The sequence below is a fragment of the Nocardioides salarius genome (assembly GCF_016907435.1).
Lineage (GTDB): Bacteria > Actinomycetota > Actinomycetes > Propionibacteriales > Nocardioidaceae > Nocardioides > Nocardioides salarius.
This window is the reverse complement of record NZ_JAFBBZ010000001.1, coordinates 630812-657120: the sequence shown is the minus strand read 5'-3', so window position 1 is coordinate 657120 and position 26309 is coordinate 630812. Positions and strand designations below refer to the sequence as shown.

At 73.4% G+C, this 26309-nt stretch carries 28 protein-coding genes and 1 pseudogene; 16 read left to right on the top strand and 13 right to left on the bottom strand.

Going from position 1 to position 26309, the window contains the following annotated elements; translation table 11 throughout:
- Positions 1 to 80 precede the first annotated feature (80 nt).
- From ptsP to JOE61_RS03215, 5 genes are all read left to right on the top strand, one after another.
- Entirely contained in the window at positions 81 to 1757 is a 1677-nt protein-coding gene (ptsP, locus tag JOE61_RS03235) for a phosphoenolpyruvate--protein phosphotransferase (protein ID WP_193670464.1), read from the top strand.
- A 179-nt stretch (positions 1758 to 1936) separates the two neighbouring features.
- Positions 1937 to 2176: a DUF6458 family protein gene (locus tag JOE61_RS03230; RefSeq protein ID WP_193670463.1), complete on the top strand. Its 240-nt coding sequence runs from the start codon at positions 1937 to 1939 to the stop codon at positions 2174 to 2176.
- Positions 2177 to 2376: 200 nt separating this feature from the next.
- Positions 2377 to 2652: a 30S ribosomal protein S15 gene (gene rpsO / locus JOE61_RS03225; RefSeq protein WP_193670462.1), complete on the top strand. Its 276-nt coding sequence runs from the start codon at positions 2377 to 2379 to the stop codon at positions 2650 to 2652.
- 300 nt (positions 2653 to 2952) lie between these two features.
- On the top strand, positions 2953 to 5184 hold the full coding sequence (locus tag JOE61_RS03220; RefSeq protein WP_193670498.1) for a polyribonucleotide nucleotidyltransferase: 2232 nt from the start codon (positions 2953 to 2955) through the stop codon (positions 5182 to 5184).
- 84 nt (positions 5185 to 5268) lie between these two features.
- A complete protein-coding gene (locus JOE61_RS03215; RefSeq protein ID WP_307822778.1) occupies positions 5269 to 6579 on the top strand; it encodes a M16 family metallopeptidase in 1311 nt (436 codons plus the stop codon).
- Between the two features lie 34 nt (positions 6580 to 6613).
- Here JOE61_RS03215 and JOE61_RS03210 read toward each other — a convergent pair.
- Positions 6614 to 7357: pseudogene (locus tag JOE61_RS03210) on the bottom strand (NADPH-dependent F420 reductase); the annotation flags it as partial.
- 66 nt (positions 7358 to 7423) lie between these two features.
- Positions 7424 to 7945 (bottom strand): class I SAM-dependent methyltransferase, encoded by a 522-nt coding sequence (locus JOE61_RS03205; protein ID WP_193670460.1) that lies wholly within the window; start codon positions 7943 to 7945, stop codon positions 7424 to 7426.
- Positions 7946 to 8078: 133 nt separating this feature from the next.
- Between JOE61_RS03205 and dapB the strand changes: the two genes are divergently transcribed.
- Entirely contained in the window at positions 8079 to 8828 is a 750-nt protein-coding gene (gene dapB, locus JOE61_RS03200; protein ID WP_204797354.1) for a 4-hydroxy-tetrahydrodipicolinate reductase, read from the top strand.
- 127 nt (positions 8829 to 8955) lie between these two features.
- Entirely contained in the window at positions 8956 to 10614 is a 1659-nt protein-coding gene (locus JOE61_RS03195; protein ID WP_193670458.1) for a M4 family metallopeptidase, read from the top strand.
- 73 nt (positions 10615 to 10687) lie between these two features.
- Here JOE61_RS03195 and JOE61_RS03190 read toward each other — a convergent pair whose 3' ends face one another.
- From JOE61_RS03190 to JOE61_RS03175, 4 genes are all read right to left on the bottom strand, one after another.
- Complete coding sequence (locus tag JOE61_RS03190; RefSeq protein ID WP_193670457.1) at positions 10688 to 10999, bottom strand: AzlD domain-containing protein; 312 nt, start codon at positions 10997 to 10999, stop codon at positions 10688 to 10690.
- Complete coding sequence (locus JOE61_RS03185; protein ID WP_193670456.1) at positions 10996 to 11706, bottom strand: AzlC family ABC transporter permease; 711 nt, start codon at positions 11704 to 11706, stop codon at positions 10996 to 10998. Before JOE61_RS03185 ends, JOE61_RS03190 begins: the two co-directional genes overlap by 4 nt.
- 45 nt (positions 11707 to 11751) lie before the next feature.
- Positions 11752 to 11991: a hypothetical protein gene (locus JOE61_RS03180; RefSeq protein WP_193670455.1), complete on the bottom strand. Its 240-nt coding sequence runs from the start codon at positions 11989 to 11991 to the stop codon at positions 11752 to 11754.
- 149 nt (positions 11992 to 12140) lie between these two features.
- Positions 12141 to 12695: a GNAT family N-acetyltransferase gene (locus tag JOE61_RS03175; RefSeq protein ID WP_193670454.1), complete on the bottom strand. Its 555-nt coding sequence runs from the start codon at positions 12693 to 12695 to the stop codon at positions 12141 to 12143.
- Positions 12696 to 12763: 68 nt separating this feature from the next.
- On the opposite strand from JOE61_RS03175, the gene JOE61_RS03170 reads away from it, so the two are divergent.
- Positions 12764 to 13771, top strand: coding sequence for an aldo/keto reductase family protein (locus JOE61_RS03170; RefSeq protein WP_193670453.1), 1008 nt, complete (start codon positions 12764 to 12766; stop codon positions 13769 to 13771).
- On the opposite strand, the gene JOE61_RS03165 is transcribed toward JOE61_RS03170, so the two are convergent.
- On the bottom strand, positions 13745 to 14608 hold the full coding sequence (locus JOE61_RS03165) for a hypothetical protein (protein WP_193670452.1): 864 nt from the start codon (positions 14606 to 14608) through the stop codon (positions 13745 to 13747). The two genes, JOE61_RS03170 and JOE61_RS03165, sit on opposite strands and share 27 nt — an antisense overlap.
- Positions 14609 to 14617: 9 nt before the next feature.
- Positions 14618 to 15229: a DUF3043 domain-containing protein gene (locus tag JOE61_RS03160; RefSeq protein WP_227492167.1), complete on the bottom strand. Its 612-nt coding sequence runs from the start codon at positions 15227 to 15229 to the stop codon at positions 14618 to 14620.
- A 172-nt stretch (positions 15230 to 15401) separates the two neighbouring features.
- On the opposite strand from JOE61_RS03160, the gene JOE61_RS03155 reads away from it, so the two are divergent.
- The 5 genes from JOE61_RS03155 (at position 15402) to JOE61_RS03135 (ending at position 19445) form a co-directional block, all read left to right on the top strand.
- Positions 15402 to 16184 (top strand): PspA/IM30 family protein, encoded by a 783-nt coding sequence (locus JOE61_RS03155; protein WP_193670451.1) that lies wholly within the window; start codon positions 15402 to 15404, stop codon positions 16182 to 16184.
- Positions 16181 to 16459, top strand: coding sequence for a PspA-associated protein PspAA (gene pspAA, locus JOE61_RS03150; protein WP_193670450.1), 279 nt, complete (start codon positions 16181 to 16183; stop codon positions 16457 to 16459). The genes JOE61_RS03155 and pspAA overlap by 4 nt, the downstream gene beginning before the upstream one ends.
- Positions 16460 to 16543: 84 nt before the next feature.
- The gene (gene htpX / locus JOE61_RS03145) at positions 16544 to 17473 is read left to right on the top strand and encodes a zinc metalloprotease HtpX (protein WP_193670449.1); all 930 of its coding nucleotides are present in this window, start codon (positions 16544 to 16546) and stop codon (positions 17471 to 17473) included.
- Between the two features lie 9 nt (positions 17474 to 17482).
- Positions 17483 to 18061, top strand: a complete 579-nt coding sequence (gene pspAB, locus JOE61_RS03140) for a PspA-associated protein PspAB (RefSeq protein WP_193670448.1) — start codon at positions 17483 to 17485, stop codon at positions 18059 to 18061.
- 148 nt (positions 18062 to 18209) lie between these two features.
- The gene (locus tag JOE61_RS03135) at positions 18210 to 19445 is read left to right on the top strand and encodes a sensor histidine kinase (protein ID WP_204797129.1); all 1236 of its coding nucleotides are present in this window, start codon (positions 18210 to 18212) and stop codon (positions 19443 to 19445) included.
- 104 nt (positions 19446 to 19549) lie between these two features.
- Here the strand turns inward: JOE61_RS03135 and nadA are convergent, their stop codons facing one another.
- Both nadA and JOE61_RS03125 read right to left on the bottom strand, forming a co-directional pair.
- Positions 19550 to 20734: a quinolinate synthase NadA gene (gene nadA / locus JOE61_RS03130; protein WP_193670447.1), complete on the bottom strand. Its 1185-nt coding sequence runs from the start codon at positions 20732 to 20734 to the stop codon at positions 19550 to 19552.
- A 22-nt stretch (positions 20735 to 20756) separates the two neighbouring features.
- On the bottom strand, positions 20757 to 21650 hold the full coding sequence (locus JOE61_RS03125; protein WP_307822777.1) for a GNAT family N-acetyltransferase: 894 nt from the start codon (positions 21648 to 21650) through the stop codon (positions 20757 to 20759).
- A 60-nt stretch (positions 21651 to 21710) separates the two neighbouring features.
- Between JOE61_RS03125 and JOE61_RS03120 the strand changes: the two genes are divergently transcribed.
- Entirely contained in the window at positions 21711 to 22802 is a 1092-nt protein-coding gene (locus JOE61_RS03120; protein WP_193670446.1) for a glycerate kinase family protein, read from the top strand.
- Between the two features lie 102 nt (positions 22803 to 22904).
- Positions 22905 to 23267, top strand: a complete 363-nt coding sequence (locus tag JOE61_RS03115; protein WP_193670445.1) for a HesB/IscA family protein — start codon at positions 22905 to 22907, stop codon at positions 23265 to 23267.
- A 186-nt stretch (positions 23268 to 23453) separates the two neighbouring features.
- On the opposite strand, the gene JOE61_RS03110 is transcribed toward JOE61_RS03115, so the two are convergent.
- Positions 23454 to 23744, bottom strand: a complete 291-nt coding sequence (locus JOE61_RS03110) for a hypothetical protein (RefSeq protein ID WP_193670444.1) — start codon at positions 23742 to 23744, stop codon at positions 23454 to 23456.
- 174 nt (positions 23745 to 23918) lie between these two features.
- On the opposite strand from JOE61_RS03110, the gene JOE61_RS03105 reads away from it, so the two are divergent.
- A complete protein-coding gene (locus JOE61_RS03105) occupies positions 23919 to 24869 on the top strand; it encodes a carbohydrate kinase family protein (RefSeq protein ID WP_193670493.1) in 951 nt (316 codons plus the stop codon).
- Here the strand turns inward: JOE61_RS03105 and JOE61_RS03100 are convergent.
- The gene (locus JOE61_RS03100; RefSeq protein WP_193670443.1) at positions 24866 to 25117 is read right to left on the bottom strand and encodes a sulfurtransferase TusA family protein; all 252 of its coding nucleotides are present in this window, start codon (positions 25115 to 25117) and stop codon (positions 24866 to 24868) included. The two genes, JOE61_RS03105 and JOE61_RS03100, sit on opposite strands and share 4 nt — an antisense overlap.
- Positions 25114 to 26253 (bottom strand): cysteine desulfurase family protein, encoded by a 1140-nt coding sequence (locus tag JOE61_RS03095; RefSeq protein ID WP_193670442.1) that lies wholly within the window; start codon positions 26251 to 26253, stop codon positions 25114 to 25116. The genes JOE61_RS03100 and JOE61_RS03095 overlap by 4 nt, the downstream gene beginning before the upstream one ends.
- Positions 26254 to 26309 lie beyond the last annotated feature (56 nt).

Genomic DNA, 26309 nt, shown 5'->3' with positions numbered 1-26309 from the left:
GCGGATCGCTATCTGTGTTTGTGTTTTTTTATGCCCGAATAGGTTTGACTGTCAACCCCTTGCGGCGATATCTTGTGAGCATGGTCACCAACACCACCCTGCGCGGCACCCCCGTGGTGCCCGGTCTCGTCGTCGGGCCCGCCGTCCTCGTCCGTGCCGACATCGACCCCGCGGCCGTGGCGTCGTACGACGCGACCGCGCTCGACGAGGGCGCCGCGCTGACGGCGTACGACGAGGCCGTCGAGGCGGTCGCGCACGGCTACGAGCAGCGCTCGGCCACGACCTCGGGGGCGGCCGCCGAGGTGCTGACGGCCAGCGCAGGCCTGGCGCGCGACCGAGGGCTGCGCTCGGCGGTGCGCAAGCACCTGCGCGCCGGGGAGGACCTGCTGGGAGCCCTGTCCGGCGCGATCGACCAGTTCGTCGGCATCTTCACCGAGATGGGCGGGCTGATGGCCGAGCGGGCCAGCGACCTGCGTGACATCGAGCGGCGCACGCTCGCCCACCTGGTCGGTGCCCCCGAGCCCGGCGTCGCGCGGCCCTCGGTGCCCTCCGTGCTCGTGGCCCAGGACCTCGCGCCGGCCGACGCCGCCGGTCTCGACCCGACGGTGGTGCTGGCCCTGGTCACCGAGCGTGGTGGCCCCACGAGCCACACCGCCATCATCGCCCGCCAGCTGGCCATCCCGTGCGTGGTGGGCGTGGCCGGGGCGCTCGCGGTGCCCGAGGGCGGCGACCTGCTCGTCGACGGCACCACCGGTGGGGTCGAGGTCGCCCCGGACCCGGCAGAGGCGCAGGAGCGGGTGCTGGCCGACCGGGCCCGGCGCGAGCAGGTGGCGGCCTGGTCGGGGCCCGGCGCCACCGCGGACGGCGTGCCCGTCAAGCTCGTGGCCAACGTCGCCGACACCGAGTCCGCCGCCACGGCCGGCGCGGAGCCGGTGGAGGGCGTGGGGCTCTTCCGCACCGAGCTGTGCTTCCTCAACCGTGCCGACGAGCCGGGCGTCGAGGAGCAGGCCGCCATCTACGCCGAGGTGCTGCGCCCGTTCACGGGCCAGGTGGTGGTGGTGCGCACCCTCGACGCCGGCTCCGACAAGCCGGTGGCCTTCGCGACCCAGGTGGGGGAGGAGAACCCCGCGCTCGGGGTGCGCGGACTGCGTCTCTCCTTCGACAACCCGGCGCTGCTGGTGCGCCAGCTCGACGCCATCCGGCTCGCCGCCGACCGCACGGGTGCCGAGGTGCAGGTGATGGCGCCGATGGTGGCGACCGTGGCCGAGGCCGCCGGCTTCGCGGGGCTGGTGCGTGAGCGGGGCCTGCGCGCCGGGGTGATGATCGAGGTGCCGGCCGCGGCCCTGCTCGCCCACCGCATGCTCGAGGTCGTCGACTTCCTCTCGATCGGCACCAACGACCTGACCCAGTACACGATGGCCGCCGACCGGATGGCCACGGACCTGGCCCACCTCACCGACCCGTGGCAGCCCGCGGTGCTCCAGCTGATCGCCATCACCGCGCACGCCGGGCGCCAGGCGGGCAAGCCCGTGGGGGTCTGCGGTGAGGCCGCCGCCGACCCGCTGCTCGCCTGCGCCCTGGTCGGCATGGGCATCACGTCGCTGTCGATGGCGCCGGCAGCCGTCCGTGCGGTCGGGGCCCGGCTGGCCGGGGTGAGCGCCGAGACGTGCGAGGAGGTCGCCGAGGCCGTGCTGGGGGCCACCGACCCCGCGGCCGCCCGCGCGGCGGCGCTCCTCGTGGTGGAGCGCCGGGGCTGACCCCGGCGCTGACCCCGGGGCTGACCCCGGCGCGGCGGGGAGCCCGGAGACCTGCGCGCGGGTGGGGTGGTCTGCTCCGGTCGCGCTGCCGAGTTTGAACGACGGGCCAGGTGGACACGATGGTCCGAGGCGCCCTCACCCATCCCCTGAGCCGGGCGCCACCGACGAAAGGACACACCATGGGTTACGGACTCGGAGCCTTCCTGATCGCTCTCGGCCTCATCCTCGCGCTCGCCGTGCAGGACGCCATCGAGGGCGTCGACCTGCAGATGGTCGGCTGGATCCTGACCATCGTCGGCCTCGGCGTGCTGATCCTGACCGCGGTCACCCTCAACTCCAGCCGCCGCAAGGGCACCACACAGACCACGACCCACCCCGACGGCTCGGTCAGCGAGCGCCGCACCGAGCACGACCTCTGAGCACGGCCCCGGGGCTCGACGGCCGAGCCCCTCGCTGACCCGCCACGAGCGGCGTCCGGCCCGGGATTTCGGGTTGGGCGCCGCTCGTCGCTATTGTTGCCCGGTTGCCGTAGAACGGCCGCGGACCAAGAGTGCCCGGGTGAACAGGCCCCGGCGCGCCGCGCAGCGAGAGCCCCAGCAGGGGCGAGAAGGGAGCCCGCATGTCGATCGGAACCGACGCGGAGACCAAGAAGAAGATCATCGCAGAGTACGCCGTCGCCGAGGGCGACACCGGCTCGCCCGAGGTGCAGATCGCGCTGCTGAGCCACCGCATCAGCCACCTGACCGAGCACCTGAAGACCCACAAGCACGACCACCACAGCCGTCGTGGCCTGCTGCTCCTCGTGGGTCAGCGCCGCCGGCTGCTGAACTACCTCAACAAGTCCGACATCAGCCGGTACCGCTCGATCATCGAGCGCCTGGGTCTGCGTCGCTGACCACGCACCACTCGTGAAGGGCGGAGCGGCTGCCCGACTGGGCAGCCGCTTCGTCGCATTCCGGGCCCGGAGCACTAGGCTCGGGCCTGCACAACTGAAGAACCCACACCAGGAGCGACCCGCGCGCACCGGCCCGGTCCTCGGTAGTGGCTCTCAGCACCGCGAGCGAGCGGTCTGCGGGCCTCGATCGAAGACCGGCCCCCGCACCACCGGCGGGCCTGGCAACGCCCCCCGCCACGCAGCGGGACGCGGCGGATCGCTCCGTGAGAAGGACAAGGATCCCTTTTGACTGAGAACACCATGGCCGAGCCCGTCATCTCCGCTGTCGAGACCGTCCTCGACAACGGCAAGTTCGGCACCCGCACCATCAAGTTCGAGACCGGGCTGCTGGCCCGCCAGGCCGCCGGTTCGGTGACCGCCTACCTCGACGACGACACGATGCTGCTCTCGGCGACCACCGCCGGCAAGCACCCCAAGGACCACTTCGACTTCTTCCCCCTGACGATCGACGTCGAGGAGCGGATGTACGCCGCGGGCCAGATCCCCGGCTCGTTCTTCCGCAGCGAGGGTCGCCCGGGCGAGGACGCGATCCTCACCTGCCGCCTCATCGACCGGCCGCTGCGCCCGACCTTCAAGAAGGGCCTGCGCAACGAGGTCCAGGTCGTCATCACGGTGATGGCGCTCAACCCCGACCAGCCCTACGACGTGCTCGCGATCAACGCGGCCTCGATCTCCACCCAGCTCTCCGGCCTGCCGTTCTCCGGCCCCGTCGGCGGCGTGCGCGTGGCGCTCATCGAGGGCCAGTGGGTCGCCTTCCCGACCCACACCCAGCTCGAGGACGCCGTCTTCGACATGGTCGTGGCCGGTCGGGTCACCGACACCGGCGACGTGGCCATCATGATGGTCGAGGCCGAGGCCACCGAGCAGGCCTGGACCCTGATCCAGGGCGGCGTGCAGGCGCCCACCGAGGAGGTCGTGGCCAGCGGCCTCGACGCCGCGAAGCCCTTCATCAAGCAGCTGTGCGACGCCCAGGCCGAGCTGGCCAACGTGGCCGCCAAGCCGGTCCAGGACTTCCCGGTCTTCCTCGACTTCGAGGACGACGTCTACGAGGCGGTCTCCTCGGCGGTCAAGGCCGACCTGAGCACCGCGATGACCATCGGTGACAAGCAGGAGCGCGACGCGCGCACCGACGAGCTCAAGGCCGGGCTGCTCGAGAAGCTGGCCGGTCAGTTCGAGGGTCGCGAGAAGGAGATCGGCGCGGCGTTCCGCGGCCTCAACAAGGAGGTCGTGCGCGAGCGCGTGCTGCGCGACAAGGTCCGCATCGACGGTCGCGGCCTCGCCGACATCCGCCCGCTGCACTCCGAGGTCGGCCTGATCCCGCGCGTGCACGGCTCGGCGCTGTTCGAGCGTGGCGAGACCCAGATCCTGGGCGTCACCACGCTCAACATGCTCAAGATGGAGCAGCAGCTCGACACCCTCTCCCCGGAGAAGTCGCGCCGCTACATGCACAAGTACGTCTTCCCGCCGTTCTCCACCGGCGAGACCGGTCGCGTGGGCTCGCCCAAGCGCCGCGAGGTCGGCCACGGCGCCCTGGCGCGCCGCGCGCTGCTGCCGGTGCTGCCCAGCCGCGAGGAGTTCCCCTATGCGATCCGCCAGCTCTCCGAGGCGATGGGCTCCAACGGCTCCACCTCGATGGGCTCGGTCTGCGCCTCCACGATGTCGCTGCTGCACGCGGGTGTCCCGCTGCGCGCCGCCGTCGCCGGCATCGCGATGGGCCTCATCTCCGGCGAGGTCGACGGCCAGACGCAGTACGTCGCGCTGACCGACATCCTCGGCGCCGAGGACGCGTTCGGCGACATGGACTTCAAGGTCGCCGGCACCCGTGAGTTCGTCACCGCGCTGCAGCTCGACACCAAGCTCGACGGCATCCCCGCCGAGGTGCTGGCCGCCGCGCTGACCCAGGCCCGCGACGCGCGCCTGGCGATCCTCGACGTGATGGCCGAGGCCATCGACGCCCCCGAGGAGATGTCGCTGCACGCGCCGCGGATCATCACCGTCAAGGTGCCCGTCGACAAGATCGGCGAGGTCATCGGCCCCAAGGGCAAGGTGATCAACCAGATCCAGGACGACACCGGCGCCACGCTGTCGATCGAGGACGACGGCACCGTCTACATCGGTGCCACCAACGGCGAGGCTGCCGAGGCGGCCCGCTCGGCCGTCAACGCGATCGCCAACCCGACGATGCCCGAGGTCGGCGAGCGCTACCTCGGCACCGTCGTCAAGACGACGAACTTCGGCGCGTTCGTCTCGCTGATGCCGGGCAAGGACGGGCTGCTGCACATCAGCAAGCTGCGCGGCCTCGCCGGCGGCAAGCGGGTCGACTCCGTCGAGGACGTCGTCTCCGTCGGCCAGAAGCTCCAGGTCGAGATCGGCGAGATCGACGACCGCGGCAAGCTCTCCCTCGTGCCCGTGCTCGAGGAGGGCGCCGAGGGCGCCGACGAGGTCGTGGACGAGAGCACCGAGCAGGAGTGACCTCCCGCGCCTGACCAGCTGCACCGGCCGACCCGCTCGAGACGACCTCTCGGGCGGGTCGGCCGCTTTTCCCAGGAGGACCACGTGAGCCACACCCAGCACACCAGCACCGCACCCCCGGCGACCCGCACCGAGGACCTCGCCGACGCACCCGGCGTACGCCGCAGCGTGCTGCCCTCGGGCCTGCGCGTGGTCACCGAGCACATGCCCGGCGTCCGCTCGGCGGCCGTGGGGGTCTGGGTCGGTGTCGGGTCCGTCGACGAGGACGACACCCTGCACGGGTGCTCGCACTTCCTCGAGCACCTGCTCTTCAAGGGCACCCGCTCGCGCTCGGCGCTCGACATCTCGATCGCCCTCGACACCGTGGGCGGCGAGTTCAACGCCTTCACCGCCAAGGAGTACACCTGCTTCCACGCGCGGGTGCTCGACGAGGACCTGCCCCTGGCCGTGGACGTGCTCGGGGACATGATGACCGACAGCCTCCTCGAGGCCGTCGACGTCGAGGCCGAGCGCGAGGTGATCCTCGACGAGATCGCGATGCACGACGACGACCCCGACGACGTGGTGCACCAGCTCTTCGCCGAGCAGGCCTACGGCGCCACCTCCGACCTCGGCCGCTCCATCGCGGGCACCGAGGCGAGCATCCGTGCGCTGACGCGCGAGCAGGTGCACGGCTTCTACCGCCGCCACTACCGCCCGGCCACCATGGTGGTCTCGGCCGCTGGCAACGTCGACCACGACGACGTGGTGCGACTGGTCGAGCAGGCCTTCGGGCGCGGCGGCTTCCTCGACGTGCTCGAGGAGCCGGTGCCCGTGACGGGCACCGGAGCCGCGGTGCCGGTGACGCCGGGCCGCTCCAGCGAGAAGCGCCCCTTCGAGCAGGTCAACGTGGTGCTGGGCATGGAGGGGCTGCGCCGCGACGACCCGCGCCGCTTCGCGCTCGGCGTGCTCAACACCGCCCTGGGCGGGGGCACGTCCAGCAGGCTGTTCCAGGAGGTGCGCGAGGTGCGCGGCCTGGCCTACTCCGTCTACTCCTTCGCCGGGCACCACGCCGACTCCGGGCTGGTGGGCGTCGGGGTGGGCTGCCTGCCGGGCAAGCTCGACGCTGTGCTCGAGGTGGTGCGCGCCGAGCTGGCCAAGGTGGCGGCCGAGGGCATCAGCGCCGAGGAGCTGTCGCGCGGCCAGGGCCAGCTGCGCGGTGGCCTCGTGCTGGGCCTGGAGGACTCCGGCTCGCGGATGGCCCGCATCGGCAAGGCCGAGCTGGTGCACACCGAGCTGCTGGGCATCGAGGAGGTGCTGCGCCGCATCGACGCCGTCACGCTCGAGCAGGTGCGCGAGGTGGCCGCCGACGTGTTCGCGCGACCCGAGGTCCTCGCGGTGGTCGGCCCGGCCTAGGCATCACACCTAGGCCCGGGCCGACCGCGTGGGCTCAGCCCCCGACGGGACCCTCGTTGCGCGCGGCGTCGAGCACGCGGCGTACGTCGGCGGCGGGGGTGGGGGAGGACGGCGGCATCCCCGCGGCCTGGCCCGGCTTGGCGGCGGAGGCGTCGGCGTCGGGGTCGAAGTAGACCGCGCCGTAGGCAGGCGTGCCGGGCTCGAAGCGCCAGCTCTCGGCGAGGTCGCCGGCCACGACGGTGTCGTAGCCCAGCGTGTCGAGGAACGCGGTGGCCTCGCGCAGCGCGGCCTCGTCGTCACCGGCGATCGGCAGCGCCGAGCGCTCGGGGGAGCCCGAGGGCCGGGCCAGCTCGGGCAGGTGGCCGTAGAAGATGTTGTTGAAGACCTTCACGACGCGCGCGCCGGGCAGGTGCTGCTGGACCCAGGCGCTGGTGGTGGTGCTGCGGTCGTCGAGCGCGGCGACGTTGCCGTCGCGCTGCGGGTAGTAGTTGCTGGTGTCGAGGACCAGGCGCCCGGCCAGGGCCTGCGCCGGCAGCGAGGGCACCGCCTTGAGGGGCACCGTCACGACGACGACGTCACCGGCCCGGGCCGCCTCCTCGGCGGTGGCGGCACGGGCGCGGGGGCCCAGCTCGGCCACCAGGTCGGTCAGGGTCTCGGGGCCGCGGGAGTTGCTCAGGACGACGTCGTGTCCGGCGGCGACCGCCAGCCGGGCCACGCCGCTGCCGATGTTGCCGCTGCCGATGAGTGCGAGAGTTGTCATGGAGGGAGAGCGTCGTCGCGTCCCTGCTGATTCCCCGGCGGCGCGGAGGCGGACGTCACGCCGCCCGGGTGGTGCGTGGTCGGCTCAGCCGATGCGCTTGCCGATGATGCCGACCACGGCGGGGGCCTTGCGCTGGACCACCGAGACCCGGAAGCCGCCCTGGGCCAGGGCCCCCGAGGCCTTCTCGACGATCGTGGGCACCTGCTCGGGCCGGGTCGCCTCGAAGAACAGGTAGACCGCACCCCCCGGGAGCACCCGCTCGTGCAGCAGCGCGATCTCGTCGGCGCAGTCGCGCACCCAGAAGAGGTTGACGTTGAACGCGTAGACCTTGGTCAGGCGCTTGACCGGCACCCGCAGCGTCGCGAGGTCGATCTGGCGCACGGTGAGCCGCCCCGCTTCGACGTACTGCGCGCAGCGCCGCTTGGTGCGGTCGACACCCGACTCGGAGCGGTCGATGGCGAACACCTTGCCGGCGCTCACCCGGCTGCAGATCAGCTCGGCCCCGGCCCCCGGGCCGCAGCCGATCTCGAGCACGTGGTCGTTCGGCTGGAGGTCCATGATGTCGACCGCCCACCGGATCCGTGCCGGAATCGTCTGCAGTGCCATGGCAGCAGCCTGCCAGAAACTCTGCCTCGCGTGTCGCGGAGGTCCCCCCTGGACGCTCCCCGCGTGTCGCGCAGCACGTGTGGGAGGCTGGGTGGTCGTGACGGACCAGGAGCGAGGACACGGTGGCGAGAGCGTGCTGGAGGTAGGCGTGCTGGGCGCGCGGGGCAAGGTCGGCAGCGAGGTGTGCCGGGCCGTCGAGGCCGCCGAGGACACCCGCCTGGTCGCCGAGGTGGACGCCGGTGACGACCTCGAGACGCTGGTGCGTGCCGGGGCCCGGGCCGTCGTCGACTTCACCCACCCCGACGTCGTGATGGACAACCTGGAGTTCTGCATCGGCCACGGCATCCACGCCGTCGTCGGCACGACCGGCTTCGACGAGGCCCGCCTGGCCACCCTGCGCGGGTGGTTGGCCGACTCGCCCGGCACCGGCGTGCTGGTCGCCCCCAACTTCTCCATCGGTGCGGTGCTGATGATGCGCTTCGCCGCCGCCGCGGCGAAGTTCTACGAGTCGGTCGAGATCGTCGAGCTGCACCACCCCGACAAGGCCGACGCGCCCTCCGGGACCGCCTGGCGCACCGCCGAGCTGGTCGCGGCAGCGCGTCGCGACGCTGGCTGCGCGCCGGTGCCCGACGCCACCTCGACCTCTCTCGAGGGGGCCCGCGGCGCCGACGTCGAGGGCATTCGGGTGCACGGACTGCGCATCCGCGGACTGGTCGCGCACCAGGAGGTCGTGCTGGGCGGGGTGGGGGAGACGCTGACCATCCGCCACGACTCCCTCGACCGCGCCTCGTTCACCCCCGGTGTGCTCACCGGCCTGCGGGCCATCACCGGGCGCCCGGGCCTCACGGTCGGCCTCGAGCACCTGCTCGACCTCGACGCCTGAGCGGGGCTGCCTCACCTTCCTGCAGCGCGAGAAGCTGAGGCGGCCGCCTGGTTCCTCCCGCCCCTGTCGTGGGACAGGGTCGGTGCCGCGACGCCCGCTCGGAGGCGTCGCGGGAGAGAGGAACCGGATGAAGACCACCATGGGGCTGGCCACCGCCGCCGTGCTCGCCGTCGGCAGCCTCGGCGTCGCCACCGCGACCGCCGCGACCAGCCAGGCAGCACCGACCGCACCGACCACCACGATCACCGGCCTGAGCAGCGCCGACCGGGGCGACGACGCCCGCGTCGCGGCCGCAGCCGTCGAGGCGCTGCGCGCCCACCCGCGTGCCGCCCGGGCGAGCACCGGTCAGTCGGTGGAGGTCACCGACACCGTCGTCGACCCCGACGGGGCGACCCACGTGCGCATGGAGCGCACCTTCCGCGGCCTGCGGGTGCTCGGCGGCGACCTCGTCGTGCACCAGGGGGCCGGGAGCGACGCCTGGAGGGGCGTCTCGCAGACGCTCGACGCGCCGCTGGCGCTGGGCACCACCCCGACGCTCGGCGCCGACGCCGCCGGCACCCGTGCGCTGGCGCCGGCCGAGGCGCTGCGCGAGGTCGCGCAGCTCGAGCGGTCGGGTCGCCCCACGCTGGTCGTCGACGCCCACGGCGCCGAGCCGGTGCTGGCCTGGGAGGTCGTGACCACCGGGGTGCGCGCGGACGGCACCCCCAGCCGCCTGGCCAGCTACGTCGACGCCCGCACGGGCCGGGTGCTGCGCCGCGAGGAGCAGATCCACACCGCCGACGGGCAGGGCGAGTCGCTCTACAGCGGCACCGTCGCCCTGCAGGTGACGCAGAAGGGCTCCTCGCACGAGCTGCGCGACGCCACGCGCGGCGGCAACCACACGACCGACATGAACGGTGCGACCGACGGCTTCGCGTGCTCGGCCTTCGGATGGAGCTGCAAGACCGGCACGATCGTCACCAGCCCGAGCACGACGTTCGGCGACGGCACCGGCGCGGACCCCGACACCGCCGCCGTCGACGCCCAGTACGGCACCGCCGTGACGTGGGACTACTTCAAGGGCGAGCACGGGCGCAACGGCATCTTCGGCAACGGCTCGGGCTCCTACAACCGGGTGCACTACGGGCGTGACTACGTCAACGCCTTCTGGGACGGCCAGAAGATGACCTACGGCGACGGCGACGGCGTCGACTACGGCCCGCTGGTCTCCCTCGACGTGGCGGGGCACGAGATGACCCACGGCGTCACCCAGAACACCGCGAACCTGACCTACTCGGGGGAGTCGGGTGGTCTCAACGAGGCCACCTCCGACATCTTCGGCACCATGGTCGAGTTCTACGCCGCCAACAGCGAGGACCCCGGCGACTACCTGGTGGGCGAGGAGTTCGACCTGCGCAACGGGCGTGGCTTCCGTCGCATGGACAACCCGATCGCCGACGGCACGTCGCCCAACTGCTGGTCGAGCAACACCAAGAACCTCGACGTGCACTACTCCTCGGGAGTGGGCAACCACTTCTTCTACCTGCTGGCCGAGGGGTCGGGCTCGACGACCTTCGGCGGGGTCGCGCACAGCTCGACCACCTGCAACGGCTCGACCATCACCGGCATCGGGCGCGAGGCGGCCGCCGACATCTGGTTCCGGGCGCTCAACGTCTACATGACCTCGAGCACCACCTACGCCCAGGCCCGCACCGCCACCCTGGCGGCGGCCCGCGACCTGTACGGCGCCGGCAGCACCCAGGCGAGCGCGGTCGCAGCCGCCTGGAGCGCGGTCTCGGTGTCCTGACGCCAGTGGCCCCGACCGGAGCCGGCACACGCTCGAGGGGCGTGCACCGGCTCCGGTCGCTGCCCGGTCGGTCTCATCCGGTCAACAGTCGCAGCAGCGCCGCGGTGGTGGCCGCGCCGGCGACCACGAGCAGGAAGGGGGCGCGCAGCGCCAGCAGCACCACGGCCGCCCCGAGACCGGCCGCCCGGGCGTCGAGCACCAACCGCTGGCCGTCGCTGCCCACCTGCACCGCCACCAGCGCGGCGAGCAGGGCGACCGGCACCAGGTCGGCGGTGCGGCGCACCCAGCCCCGGTCGAGCACCGACGCGGGCACCGCCAGGCCGGCGAGCTTGAGCAGGTAGCAGCCGACACCGCCGGCCAGCACCGCCAGCCACAGCCCGCTCACGGTGCCCCCCGGCGCGGGAGCAGCCCCATGAGCAGCGCGACGCCACCTGCGGCCAGCACGGGTACGCCCGCCGCTGTGACGGGGACGAGCCCCAGCGCGACGGCTGCGGCCAGGAGTGCCGCGACCCGGTGCACGGGGTCGGCGAGGCGCGGCCACAGCAGCGCCAGGAAGGCCGCTCCGACCGCGGCGTCGAGGCCGTAGGTGCGCGGGTCGCCGAGCACCGTGCCGCCGACCGCGCCGAGCAGGGTGAACAGGTTCCACAGCACGAAGATGCCGCCGCCGGTGACCAGGAAGCCGAGCCTGGCCAGGGCGGGGTCGCCACGGGTCACCGACATCGCCGTCGACTCGTCGATGACCAGGTGTGCACCCAGCGCCCGGCGGCGACCCCGCCAGCCCAGCAACGGGCCGAGCCGAAGGCCGTAGAGGGTGTTGCGGGTGCCCAGCAGCCACGCGGTGGCCGCCGCCGAGACCGGGGCCCCGCCCGACGCGACCACGCCCACCAGGGCGAACTGCGAGGCACCGGTGAACATCACCAGCGACAGCGCGCAGGTCTGGGCGACCGAGAGCCCCGAGGCCACCGACACGGCGCCGAACGAGACGCCGTACGTGCCGGTCGCGAGGGCGACGCCGAGGCTGTCGCGCACCACCGCCCGCCGCTCGGCGGTCACGCTCTCGCCGGGGGGAGGAGGAAGAGGCGCGCCGGTCACGCCCGGGACTCTAGGTGTGGTGGGTGCCGCGCGTCGCGCGCGGGCTCAGGTCCCGCCGCGGGGGTGGCGCAGCGCGGGGGCGGTGTGCGCGCCCGTGTGCGCGCTCGGCCAGCCCCCGTCGAGCACCAGCCCGAGCAGCGCACCGGCGCCGGCGCCGGCGAGCGTCGTGAGGGCCACCGGGACGCCCGGGCTGCTGAGAGCCACGGAGAGGCCGGTCAGCGCGCCGAGGCAGACCAGCAGGGCGACGAGCACCGAGCGGTGCAGCCGGGGGAGCGGTCCGAGCATGAGGAGGGTCCTTCGATCCGGTGCGGCCACGGTGGCCGCGTCCATCCACCCGTTCCTTTACCCTGGTGGGCCCTCGGCAATCCCGCCCGTACGGGTGGCACCGGGACCCGGTGGGCGGCGGTGGTCGGCGGTGGTCGGGGCGACGGTCCTCAGACGAGGGCGGTGTGCAGGCGGACCTGCTTCACCGTGACCGTGCCGCTGCCGTCGAGGTCGAGCTCGCGGTGCGCCCCGTCGCTGTCCCAGCCGGCGCCGACGAGGAAGGCTCGGGTCGTGTCGTCGGTGGCCACCAACCAGGTCACGGCCCGGGTGAAGCGGTCGGCGCGCAGCGTGTCGACGGCCGCCTGCTGCAACCGCGACCCGTGGCCCTTGCCACGCTCCTCCGGGTCGAGGACCAGCTCGGTGAGCTCGCCGTCGGAGACCGGGTCGCAGTCGGGGTCGGTGGCCGGCGTGGTGATCGCGAAGCCGACCACGCGGTTGCGCTCGAGCGCCACGAGGGTGCGATGCCGGGCGTCGGCCGGGCGCGCGAGGGCCTGGGTCCACGCGGCGGTCACGGCCTCGAGGGCCTCGGGGCCCGAGGGCAGCGACTCGGCGGGGACCAGCCCGGCGTACATCACCGGCCAGGCGCGCAGCTGCAGGGCGGCGACGGCCGCGGCGTCCTCGGCCCAGGCCACGCGCACGGACACGTCGGCGGTGGGGCTGCTCATGGCCTCATCCTCGCAGCAGCGACCGCGGGCCCTCCGGTGGGGTGAGACGCCGTGGGTAGGTTGGAGGCATGGAGATCCGCAACCTCGGAAAGAGTGGCCTGAAGGTCTCGGCCATCTCGTACGGCAACTGGCTCACCCACGGCTCGCAGGTCGAGGAGGACGCCGCGCTGGCCTGCGTGCGCCAGGCCCTCGACGAGGGCATCACCACGTTCGACACGGCCGACGTCTACGCGAACACCGCGGCCGAGACGGTGCTGGGCAAGGCCCTCGCCGGCGAGCGCCGCGAGGGCCTGGAGATCTTCACGAAGGTCTACTGGCCCACCGGCCCCGGCGCGCACAACGACCACGGGCTCTCGCGCAAGCACATCATGGAGTCGATCGACGCCTCGCTGCGTCGCCTCCAGACCGACCACGTCGACCTCTACCAGGCGCACCGCTACGACCACGAGACGCCCCTGGAGGAGACGATGGAGGCCTTCGCCGACGTCGTGCACGCCGGCAAGGCGCACTACATCGGGGTCTCGGAGTGGCGCGCCGAGGAGATCCGCGCGGCCCACGCGCTGGCCCGCGAGCTGCGCATCCCGCTCGTCTCCAACCAGCCGCAGTACAACCTGCTGTGGCGCGTCATCGAGTCCGAGGTGGTGCCCACCTGCGAGGAGCTCGGCATGGGCCAGGTCGTCTGGTCCCCGATCGCGCAGGGGGTGCTGACCGGCAAGTACCGCGTCGGCCAGGACCACCCGGCGGGCTCGCGCGCGACCGACGAGAAGGGCGGCGACAAGATGATCAGCCGCTGGCTGCAGGACGACGTGCTGCAGCGGGTCGAGAAGCTCGAGCCGCTGGCCGAGCAGGCCGGGCTGTCGATGGCCCAGCTGGCCGTCGCCTGGGTGCTGCAGAACCCCAACGTCTCGTCGGCGATCATCGGCGCCAGCCGGCCCGAGCAGGTCAGCGACAACGTCAAGGCCGCCGGGGTGCGCCTCGACGACGACCTGATGGCCGCCATCGACGAGGCCGTCGCGCCCGTCGTCGAGCGCGACCCGGCGAAGACGGTCTCACCCGCTCGGCGCGAGTTCGGCTGAGCCCTGGTCCGTGGGGCGGTGCGGACGGGCCAGGTCACCCGCGCGGCCCAGCCGCACCGCTCCCCACGTCGAGACGACCAGCCCCAGCAGCACCACGGGCTCCCAGCCGTGCCGCACGGTGTCGCCGAGCAGGGCCACCCCCACGGCCGCCGGCACGAACGTCTGGCCCACGTTCATCGGTGCCGTGGCCGACGACACCGCGGCGCGGTCCATGCCCAGCGAGTAGAGCCAGAAGGCCACCAGGCTGAAGGACGGCACCGCCAGGGCGCAGACCAGCACCGGTCCGTCCACCGGCAGCTGCACGCCCCGCACCGCCACCGCCGAGCCCGCGTAGCCGAGCCCGGCGAGCGCTCCCAGCCCGGCGGGGCCCAGGCGGTGGCGCAGCACGCTGGCCAGGGCGAGGGCGAGCGCCGCGAGGGCCAGCACCAGCGCCAGCACCGGGTCGGTGCGGGTCGCGCCGGCGCTGCCCGAGCCCGCCGCCAGGAGCACCAGCCCGAGCACGACCAGCCCCACCGAGGTCCAGTGCGCTAGCCCCAGCGGCTCCTCGACGTGGCGCTGGGCCAGCGCCGCGACCGGCAGCGCCATGGCCACCGTGGCCTGGGCCAGGTAGAGCGGCAGCCACCAGATGGCCACGACGTGCAGCAGGAAGCCGCCGAGGTAGGCGGCCAGCACCAGCCACGTCCACGGGTCGCGCACCGAGCGCGCCACGAAGCCGGCCAGGTGCCCCGGCGGCGCCGGGTGACGGCGTACGCCATGGGCCTGGGCGACCGCGCCGCACCCGAAGAGCACGGCACCGAGCAGGCCCGCAGCCAGGCCCACGGCCTCCAGCGGCCCCACGGCGCCGGCCTAGCGGTAGTGCTCGGGCAGGCTCTGCCCGATCTTGACCTGCGTCTTGGGCAGGCGCATGAAGCGCATCTGCATGGCGCGGGTGATGGCGTAGTAGGTGGTGCCCTTGTGCGAGTCGTCGGGGAAGCGTGCGACGAGCTCACGACGCAGGCGGAAGCGCAGCAGCACCATGTCCATGACCACCAGCAGCATCGCCAGCAGCAGCACCGAGCTGCCGAAGCTGGCCAGCCCGGCGTTGCCGGAGTAGCTGAGGACCATCGTCACCAGCAGGATGGGGATCATCAGCTCGACGAAGGAGAAGCGGGCGTCGACGAAGTCGCGGGTGAAGCGGCGCACCGGGCCCTTGTCGCGGGCCATCAGGTAGCGCTCCTCGCCGGCCTTCATGCCGGCCTTGACCCGGGCGGTCGACTCGCCGCGCGCCGAGCGCTGGGCCTGGGCCATCTCGCGGCGGGTCCGCGGCGGCTTGGCCCGGGCCCGGGCCATCGCCTCGGCCTCCTTGCGCGTCGGCGTGGGGCGACCCTTGGTGCTGGGCCGCTCGGTCGTGGGCCCGGCGCCGGGGACGGCGGAGGAGGTGGTGTCCGGGACGGGCTCGCTCTTGCTGCGACGGAACAACGCTGGACCTTCTGGTGGGGGACGCCGCGCGGGCGACCGGGGGTGGGACGGCTGGGCCCTCCAGCCTACCGGCGAGCCACCGCGACCCCCTCGCGGCACCTTGCCGTCGAGCCGTAAGGTGAGGTGACCCGCAGCACCACACGCGACCGACCGGAAGAGGGACCGCACCACCATGAGCCTCTGGAAGCGCATGACCTTGATCTTCCGCTCGAAGGCCAACACGGCCCTCGACCGCGCGGAGGACCCGCGTCAGACCCTCGACTACAGCTACCAGCGCCAGCTGGACCTGCTCTCCAAGGTACGTCGCGGCGTCGCCGACGTGGCCACCTCGCGCAAGCGCGTGGAGCTGCAGATGAACCAGCTGCAGCAGCAGTCCGACAAGCTGCAGGCCCAGGCGCAGAAGGCGATCTCGGTCGAGCGCGAGGACCTGGCCCGCGAGGCGCTGACCCGCAAGTCGGCGCTGACCCAGCAGATCGACGACCTGCGCGCCCAGCACGCGCAGCTGCAGGGCGAGGAGGAGAAGCTCACCCTGGCCCAACAGCGGCTGCAGGCCAAGGTCGAGTCCTTCCGCACCCGCAAGGAGACGATCAAGGCGACCTACACCGCCGCCGAGGCGCAGACCCGCATCAACGAGGCGATGTCGGGGATCGGCGAGGAGATGGGCGACGTCGGCATGGCGATCCAGCGCGCCGAGGACAAGACGGCCAACATGCAGGCGCGCGCCGGCGCCATCGACGAGCTGATCGCCTCCGGGGCGCTCGACGACGCGAGCTCGCTGAACCGCGGCGACGACATCTCCCGCGAGCTCGACGCGATGAGCAGCCACTCCGACGTCGAGGCCGAGCTGGCCCGGCTCAAGGGCTCCGCCCAGCCCGGCCAGCTCGAGAGCGGGGGCGACATCCTCGACTCGCAGCCGGAGGGCGAGAAGGTCGAGCGTCCCGAGGACCGGGCATGATCGTCCGCATCCTCGGCGAGGGCCAGCTCGACGTCCCCGACGAGGCCATGGAGCGCCTGAACACGCTGGACGCCGAGGTCGAGGCGGCCGTGGAGGCCGGCGACGAGGCCGCCTTCACCACGGCGCTCGCCGCGCTGCTGGAGGCGGTGCGTGCCGAGGCCGCCCCGCACCAGCTCGACAGCCTCGACGAGTCCGACCTGATCCTGCCCCCGGCCGACGCCACGATGGCCGAGGTCGCGCAGATGCTCAGCGGCGACGGGCTGATCCCGGGCTGATCCCCAGGGGATCGGGATCGGCGCCTGGACGACGACCGACCGGGCGCCGCCCAGGCTGCTTGGACCACGGGGGAGGATGAGGGCATGGCACGCACGCGTTTCGTCGGCGACGCCGGGCTGACCGCCCGGATGACGCTGGTCATGTTCCTGCTCGGCCTGCTCTTCGTGGTGCTGGTCGGCTCGCTGATGGCGGTGGCCGGCGGGTACGGCGGCACTGGTCTCGCGATGATCGTCGGCCTGGCCGGCATCGGGGTCGCGGTCTACCAGTGGTGGAGCAGCGACACCGTGGCCATGAAGGCGATGCGGGCCCGCGAGGTGAGCCCCGAACAGGCGCCCGAGCTGCACGGCATGATCGACCGGCTCTGCGCCATGGCCGACATGCCCAAGCCCCGCGTCGGCGTCGCCGACTCCCGCATCCCCAACGCCTTCGCCACCGGCCGCTCCCCGGACCGCTCGGTGGTGGTCGTGACCACCGGCATCATGAACACGCTCACCGCCGAGGAGCTCGAGGGCGTCCTCGCCCACGAGCTGTCCCACGTGGCCCACCGCGACGTGCTGGTGATGACCGTGGCGTCCTCGGCCGGCATCGCCGCCGGCATGCTCACCTCCGGTGCGCGCTACGGGATGCTCTTCGGCGGCAACCGGCGCGACAACAACAACAGCGCGTTGCCGGTCTGGCTGGTGATCCTGCTGGTGAGCGTCGTCGTGTACGCCGTCAGCTTCGTGCTGCTCAAGCTGCTCTCGCGCTACCGCGAGATGGCCGCCGACCGGGCGGGCGCGTACCTGACGATGAAGCCGCAGGCGCTGGCTTCTGCGCTGCAGAAGATCACCGGTGAGATGGAGGCGGTGCCGCAGAAGGACCTGCGTGCCAGCTCGGCGATGAACGCCTTCTTCATCGCCCCGGCGATCAAGGGCGTCTCGATGCGCAGCCTGACCTCCACCCACCCCAGCCTCGAGCAGCGCCTCGAGCAGCTGGCCAAGATCCAGGCCGAGCTCGGCCGCCCGACGGGCTGAGGGGCAGCGGTGGGTTTCCTCGACTCCATCCTGGGCCGCAGCCGGCCCAAGCAGGCCGACCTCGACGCGCTGTTCGGGGTGCCGAGCGCCGCGATCACGCTGCAGGCCTCGCTGGGCCTGCGGCCCACCGGGCTCGGCTCGGTCTGCTACCGCGCGGCCGGTGGGGCGGCCTTCGCCGAGACCGAGGCCGAGATCCTGACGCTGCTGCGCAACGCCGCCGACGCCCCCGAGGTCAGCACCTCCCACGACGAGTTCGGCTACACGTGGCTGGTCGTCGACGACGACCCCGACGACGTCGGGGGCCTGGTCACCGACCTGCACGCGGTCAACACCACCCTGGAGTCGCAGGGCTTCGGGCCGGGGCTGCTGTGCTCGCTGGTGCCCTTCGAGGACGCCGCCGGACGCCGCGTCGGTCTGGTCTACCTCTACAAGCAGGGCACCTTCTACCCCTTCGCCCCGCAGCCCGGTGGCGCGCGGCAGCGCGACAGCCTGCTCGAGATCAACCTGCGCGAGACGCTGAGCGGGGAGCTGCCGGTCGAGCAGCAGGCGTCGCGCTGGCTCGCGCTGTGGGGTGCGCCGGGCCTCTAGGGCCTCCGGTCCCGGCCCGCCGAGAGTCTTTGCAGGACGCGCCTCGTTTTCGGGTGCGGCGCGTCAGGAGGGCTCCCTAGACTGGGCGCCGTCCCGCCGTGGCACCACTCCCTCCTGTCCGGCCCCGGCCGGACGACTGGAGGAACGCGTGCTGGAGCAGCTGTCGGACCACGCCCCCGTCGTGGAGGACCGGCGCCGGGTCCTGGAGATCGACCGCTACCAGGTGCTGCTCGACCCGCCCCGCAGCGACCTCGTCGCGCTGGTCGACATCGCGGCCCAGGTCGCCGACGTGCCCCTGGCGACCATCAACCTGATCACCGACGTCGCCCAGCACCAGATCGCCACGAAGGGATTCGACGCCTCCGTGTGCACCCGCGAGGACTCGATGTGCAACGTGGTGCTGCACGAGGGCGTCCCGGTGGTGGTCCCCGACGCCTCCCAGGACCCCCGCTTCGCCGACAACCCGTTCGTCACCGGGGAGATCGGCGACGTGCGCTTCTACGCCACCCACCAGCTCGTCACCCCGCACGGAGTGGTGATCGGGACCCTGTGCGTCTTCGACACCGTGCCCCGTGAGATCACCGACGACCAGGAGCGTGCCCTGGCCGAGCTGGCCGAGCGGGTCGTCGACCTGCTCGAGCTCGAGCTGCGCACCCGTGAGCTGGCCTCGTCGGTCTGCGAGCTCGAGCGGGTGCGCGACGAGCTGCAGCGCTCCAACAGCCAGCTGACAGCCTTCGCGGGCCAGGTGAGCCACGACCTGCGCAACCCGCTCACGGCGGTGCGGATGTCGCTCTCGATGCTCGCCGAGGAGGTCGAGGCTGGAGGGCTCGACCCGGTCACGGCCGAGTACCTCGTCGGGCGGGCCGAGAAGGGGGCGGAGCGGATGCAGGCGCTGATCGACGACCTGCTCGCCTACGCCCGCATCGGTGGCCAGATCGCCAGCAAGCCGGTCGACCTGGGCGGGCTGGTCCAGGACGTGCGCGACGACCTGGCCGAGGCGCTGGGCGGTGCGAGCCTCGAGGTCGGCGGGCTGCCGGTGGTCACCGGCGACCCGGTGCAGCTGCGGGCCGTGGTGCAGAACCTGGTGGCCAACGCCGCGAAGTTCGTACCCGCGGGCCAGAGCGCCCGGATCCGCGTGCACGCGAGGCCGGCCGCTGCCGGCTGGCGCGTCGAGGTGGTCGACCACGGGCTCGGCATCGCGCCCGAGGACCGTGAGCGCGTCTTCGAGCCGCTCACCCGCACCCACGCCGACGTACCCGGCTCGGGGATCGGCCTCGCGACGGTTCGTCGCGTGGTCGACGCGCACGGCGGGACCATCGGGATCGAGGAGACGCCCGGCGGCGGCACCACGGTGTGGTTCGAGCTGCCGTCCCGCGAGCAGTAGTCACCCGCGACGAGCAGTCACCTTCGCACCACCGACCGGTCACTCCGACCCCCAGGCCGGTGCGAAAGTGACTGGTCGACGGTGCGGAAGTGACTGCTCGTGCGTCAGTCCTTGGCGGTGCGACCGGGCAGCGCCAGCATCCGCTCGAGGGCGACCAGCGCCTCCCGCTCGGTGTCGGCGTCGACCTCGATGCGGTTGACCACGGTGCCGGCCGCCAGCGACTCGAGCGCCCAGACCAGGTGCGGCAGGTCGATGCGGTTCATCGTCGAGCAGTAGCACACGGTGCGGTCGAGGAAGGCGATGGACTTGTCGGGGTGGCTGTCGGCCAGGCGCTTGACGAGGTTGAGCTCGGTGCCGATGGCCCACGACGAGCCGGCCGGGGCGGCCTCGATGGTCTGGATGATGAACTCGGTCGAGCCGACCAGGTCGGCCTTGAGCACGACCTCGTGACGGCACTCGGGGTGCACCAGGATCTGGATGTCAGGGTCCTGGGCGCGCAGCGCGTCGACGACGTCGGGGGAGAAGCGGCCGTGCACCGAGCAGTGGCCCTTCCACAGGATCATCTTGGCGTCGCGCAGCTGCTCGGGGGTCAGGCCGCCGCTGGGGCGGTGCGGGTCCCAGACCACGCAGTCCTCGAGGGTGAGGCCCATCTGCAGCACGGCGGTGTTGCGGCCCAGGTGCTGGTCGGGCAGGAAGAGGACCTTGGCGCCACCCTCGACGTCGGGCAACTGGTCGTAGGCCCACTCCAGCGCGACCTCGGCGTTGCTGGAGGTGCACACGACGCCGCCGTTGCGCCCGCAGAAGGCCTTGATGTCGGCGCTGGAGTTCATGTAGGTCACCGGCACCACGGCGTCCTGGATGCCGGCCTCGGCCATCGCGTCCCAGGCGGTCTCGACCTGCTGCAGGCGGGCCATGTCGGCCATCGAGCATCCGGCCGCGAGGTCGGGCAGCACGACCTGCTGGTCGGGGGAGGTCAGGATGTCGGCCGACTCGGCCATGAAGTGCACGCCGCAGAAGACGATGAACTCGGCGTCGGGGCGGGCCGCGGCCTCGCGGGCCAGCTTGAAGGAGTCGCCCGTGACGTCGGCGAACTGGATGACCTCGTCGCGCTGGTAGTGGTGGCCCAGCACGAAGACGCGCTCGCCGAGGGCCTCCTTCGCCGCGCGCGCACGCGCGACCAGGTCGGGGTCGGACGCGGCCGGCAGGTCACCGGGGCACTCGACCCCGCGCTCGGACTGCAGGTCGACGCCACGGCCCAGCGGCAGCAGCGGGAGGTCGACGGTCGTCATGGCCCCATCGTAGGCGCCGACCTCACAGCAGCGAGCCGTGGTGCAGGTACGGCGACGGCGGACGCATCGCCCGCAGCGCCAGGTAGCCCACCGTCCAGACCTCCAGCCGGGCGGCCAGACCGATGTCGAGGGCCCACTCGTTGGCCGCGGTGACGTGCGCGACCTCGGTCTGCTCGGGCCCGTCGGCCAGCGCCGACCACAGCAGCCGCCCGGCCGTGCGGCGGTTCGTCGCGGCCAGCAGCGCCACCCGGCCGTCGGGGTAGGCGTAGGCGTAGCCGGACCCGGTGGAGGTCTCGGAGACCAGCAGCCGCGACTGCGTCATGAGCAGGGGGTGGTCGGCACCGTGCGCGCTCCCGCGGGCCTGCCGGTCGACCGAGTCGAGCAGGTCCTGGTCACCGGCGCTGCCCTCGCGCACCTTGTCGCCCGTGCCGAGCGGGATCGCGGTGCGGTCGAGGGTGCCGCGCAGCACCATCTGCGGGTGCAGCGAGAGCCCGGCCTGGCGGTAGACGCGGACCGCGCGGGGGTCGGCCGAGCTCGACAGCATGCCGCGCAGGGCGCCCCGGCCGTGGTGCAGCGCTGCCGCCAGCAGCGGCTTGCCGACGCCGCGGCCCTGGTGGCCCGGCCGCACGGCGTACGTCGAGAGGATCCAGGTGCCCTCGCGCACCAGCGAGGTCACGACCCCCACCATCGTGCCGTCCTCCTCGGCCACCCAGCAACCGCCCGGGTCGGTGCGCAGCAGGTGCTGGGTGCGGGCCTGCCACGACCGGCTCCGGCCGCCCTGCCGCGGCTCCGGCTCGGGCCAGGCGCGGGGCAGCGTGAGCCGGTCGAGCGCGTGGAGGCTCTCCGAGCTGACCTGCTCGGCCTCGGCGACGTCGTCGGGGCGCATCGGGCGGATGGCGGCGGTCGGGCTCGGCACCTGCCCACCGTAGGCGGCAGCGCCGTGGCCGGGCCCGCCCGCGGCTGCGAGGATGCGCCCATGCGAGTCCTGGTCGCCCCTGACAAGTTCGCCGGCACTCTCACCGCCGTGGAGGCCGCCGAGGCGATCGCCGCGGGCTGGCGGCGCCACGCGCCCGGCGACGAGCTCGACCTGGCGCCGATGTCGGACGGCGGCCCCGGCTTCGTCGACGTGCTGCACGCCACCCTGGGCGGCGAGCTGCTGGTCTCGACGGTGAGCGGCCCGCACGGCGAGGAGGTGCCGGCCACGGTGCTGGTCGTCGGCGAGACGGCGTACGTCGAGACCGCGCAGGCCTGCGGGCGGCACCTGGCCGCCGAGGGCGACCCCGAGCTCGCGACCACCGTCGGCGTGGGCCAGCTGCTGCTGGCGGCGCTCGCGACCGGCGCCACCACGGTCGTGGTCGGCCTCGGCGGCAGCGGCACCAACGACGGGGGAGCGGGGCTGCTGCACGCCCTGGGCGCCACGACCGAGACCGGACGGCTGGACGCCGGCCCGGCCCGCTTCGGCGATCTCGCCGCCGTCGACCTGGCTCCGGCGCGCGAGCGCGTGGGCCGGGTGCGGCTCGTCGCCGCCAGCGACGTCGACAACCCGCTGACCGGCCTGTTCGGCGCCACCAAGACCTACGGCCCCCAGAAGGGCATCGCCGAGGAGCGCCACCTCGAGGTGGACGGCTGGCTCGAGCGGCTGGCCGCCGCCACCGACCGGCGCACCTCGCTGCAGAAGGGGGCAGGGGCGGCCGGAGGGCTGGGCCACGCGCTGCTGTGCCTGGGCGCGGTGCGCGAGCCCGGCATCGCCCTGGTCGCCGAGGCCGTGGGGCTGGCCGACCGGGCCCGCGCCGCGGACCTCGTGGTGACCGGCGAGGGCGCCTTCGACTTCTCCAGCCGCTCGGGCAAGGTGCCGTACGGCGTCGCCGAGGTCGCCGCCGAGGCGCTGCGGCCGTGCGTGGCGCTGGCCGGGCAGGTGCTGGTCGGCTCGCGGGAGATGCGCGCGCTGGGCGTGGAGTCGGCGTACTCGCTGGTCGACCTCGTCGGTGAGCAGCAGGCCTTCGAGGACCCCGTGGGCAGCCTCGAGGCGCTGGGGCAGCGGGTCGCCCGGACATGGTCGAGGGAATAACCCGGCGTGGCCTACCCTTGACCCGGAGACCGCTGCAGTCGACGACGTGCCGGCGGCCCGCACCAGACCACGCAGCACGCAACCCATGTTGGGAGCACAGACATGACCGAGCAGGTGGAGACCACTCCTGAGCGCCGCACCGACAGCATCAACCTGAGCCCGGTGGCCGCAGCCAAGGTGCAGAGCCTGCTGGAGCAGGAGGGACGCGACGACCTCGCGCTGCGCATCTCCGTGCAGCCCGGTGGCTGCTCGGGCCTGCGCTACCAGCTCTTCTTCGACGAGCGCACCCTCGACGGCGACGTCGTCACCGACTTCGACGGCGTCAGCGTCGTCGTCGACCGGATGAGCGTGCCCTACCTCAACGGCGCGATGATCGACTTCGTCGACACCATCGAGAAGCAGGGCTTCACCATCGACAACCCCAACTCGACCGGCTCCTGCGCCTGCGGCGACAGCTTCCACTGAGCAAGGACGCGCCAGCGGACTTGCTGTTGGTGGTCGAGCAAGGCGCACGGCTGAGCCTGCGAAGCCGTGACCGCCGTGCCGAGACCCAGTTGCTGATGGGTCAGAGCACCGCCCAGCACCAGCACTGAGACACACCGAAGCCCCCGGACCGACCAGGTCCGGGGGCTTCGTCGTACGCCGGAGCGCTCAGTCCAGATGCAGCGACAGCGCGTTGGCGAGCCGCTGGGCGGCCTCGCCGACCTCGATGTCGCGCTTGGGCACCTCGCGGGGGAAGTCGGCGAAGTGGATGCTGGGGGCGGGGCGGACCGCGGCGCGCGCCACGGCTGCGGCAGCCACGGCCTCGCGGCCCACGCTCAGGTGCAGGGCGCGGCCGGCGGCCTCGCAGTCGGTGCCCATGTCGCTGATGGGGGCCAGGTCGTCGTAGGCGAGCCGGGCCGAGGGCCCGACGGGGCCGGGGGAGGACGTCGAGGAGGTCATGGCCGTGACGCTAGGGGCTACTGGGGGGTACTCCCAGCAGTACCCGCAGGTAGTGTTCGCGCCGTGCCCGACACCTCCTCGACGCCCCTGACCGACCCCCCGGCCGACCCCCAGGCGGTGGTCCCGACCGGTGGCCCGCTCCTGGTCGCCGGGTCGATCGCGACCGACCACCTGATGAGCTTCGCCGGGAAGTTCGAGGACTCCCTGGTCGTCGAGCAGCTGCACAAGCTGTCGGTCTCGTTCCTGGTCGACGACCTCGAGATCCGCCGCGGCGGGGTCGCGCCCAACATGTGCTTCGGGATGGCGCGCCTGGGCCTGCGCCCGGTGCTGGTGGGATCGGCGGGCGAGGACTTCGCCGACTACCGCTCCTGGCTGGAGCGCCACGGCGTCGACTGCGACCACGTGCGGATCTCGGAGTCGCTGCACACGGCTCGCTTCGTGTGCACCACCGACACCACGATGGCCCAGTTCGCCTCCTTCTACCCCGGTGCGATGAAGGAGGCCCGGCTCATCGAGCTGGCCCCGATCGTGGCCCGGGTGGGGGCGCCGTCGTTCGTGCTCATCGGCGCCGACGACCCCGACGGGATGCTGCGCCACACCGACGAGTGCCGCCAGCGCGGCTACCCCTTCATCGCCGACCCCAGCCAGCAGCTCGCCTTCGGCGAGGGCGACCTGATCCGCCCGCTGGTCGAGGGCGCCGCGATCCTCTTCAGCAACGAGTACGAGTCGCACCTGATCCAGCAGAAGACCGGCTGGTCGGCCGACGAGGTGCTGGCCCGGGTGGGCGTGCAGGTCACCACCCTGGGCGCCGACGGCGTGCGGGTGCTGCGCGCCGGCGAGGACGACATCGTCGTGCCCGCCGCCAAGAACGTCACCGCGGTCGAGCCGACCGGCGTCGGCGACGCCTTCCGTGCCGGCTACCTCGCCGCGACCGCGTGGGGCCTCGACCTGACCCGCAGCGCGCAGGTCGGGTGCGTCCTGGCGGCGTACGTGGTGGAGACCGTCGGCACCCAGGAGTACAGCTTCACCGCCGAGCAGTTCCTGGCCCGGCTCGAGGAGTCCTACGGCGCCGAGGCGGCCGCCGACGTGGCGCCGCACCTGGCCGCAGCGCACCAGGCGCGCTAGGTCAGCCGCCGCACCAGGTAGCGGGGGACCCCGTCGTCGGCGGCGTCCTCGCCCAGGTACTCCTGGCCGCGCATCCGGCACCAGGCCGGTACGTCGACCCGCGCAGCCGCGTCGTCGGCGACGACGCCCACGACGTCGCCGACCGCCACCTCGGGCAGCGCCCGCGCCAGGTCGATCACCGGCAGCGGGCACAGCCGGCCGCGGCAGTCGAGCTCGCGCAGGTCCGCGCCGGGCTCGGGGGTGCTCACATGCCCACCCGCGCGCGCAGGTCGGCGACGACGCCGGGCAGCACCGCGAGCAGCCGCTCGACGTCGTCGGCGCCGGTGTCGCGGTGCAGGGAGACCCGGGCGTTGCCGTGGGTCAGGGCGCCCATCGCGGCCAGCACGTGGCTGGGCTCGAAGGTCGACGACGTGCACGCCGAGCCGCTGGCGACCCCGAAGCCGTGCCTCTCGAGCTCGTGGACCAGCGCCTCGCCGTCGACGTAGAGGAACGAGAAGGTCACCAGGTGGGGCAGCCGGTCGTCGGGGTCGCCCACCACGTCGACGTCGGGGATCACCGTGACGCCCTCGCGCAGTCGGGCGACCAGGGCGTGCTGGCGGGTCGCCACCTCGTCTCGCTCGGTCACCACCGCCTGCAGCGCTGCTGCTGCGGCCAGGGCCGCCGGCACGTTCTCGAAGCCCGAGGTGCGCTCGTCGACGCGGTCGTCGCCGGGGAAGGGGGAGGCCCAACGGGCGCCCTTGCGCACCAGCAGCACCCCCACGCCGGGCGGGCCGCCCCACTTGTGCGCGGACGCGGCCGCGGCGTCCCAGCCGCGGGGCAGCGCCCGTCGCCCGGCGGCGGCGCAGGCGTCGACGAAGAGCGGGACCCGCCCGTCGAGGCGCGCCGCGACCTCCGCGACGGGCTGGACGGTGCCGACCTCGTGGTTGGCGGCCTGGAGGGCCACCACCCCGGTGCCGGGCGCGACCAGGTCGACGACGTCGTCGGGGGAGACCCGCCCGTGCCGGTCGACCGGCACCACGGCGCCCGGCACGCCGCTGCGCCGGGCCCACCAGTCGGCGGCGTGGCCCACGGCGCTGTGCTCGACGGCGCTGAGCAGCGTGGCGTCGCGGCCGTCGGCACGGCCCTCGAGGAGCCCGAGCAGGCCCCGGTGCACGGCCTCGGTGCCCGAGGAGGTGAAGGAGACCTCGTCGCGGCGCACCCCCAGCGCCCCGGCCACCACCTCGCGGGCGTTGTCGAGCAGCAGCCGGGCGTCGCGGCCGGCCCGGTGCAGGCGCCGCGGGTCGCCCCAGCCACGCTCGTGCGCCGCGGCCAGGACCTCGCTCGCCGCGGGGTGCAGCGGCTCGCCCGAGGCCGCGTCGAGGTCGACCGGCGCGGCATTCGTCACAACCGCCACGGTAGGCCACCCTGTGCAGCCGGACGGCTGGTGGGCGGGGTACTCTG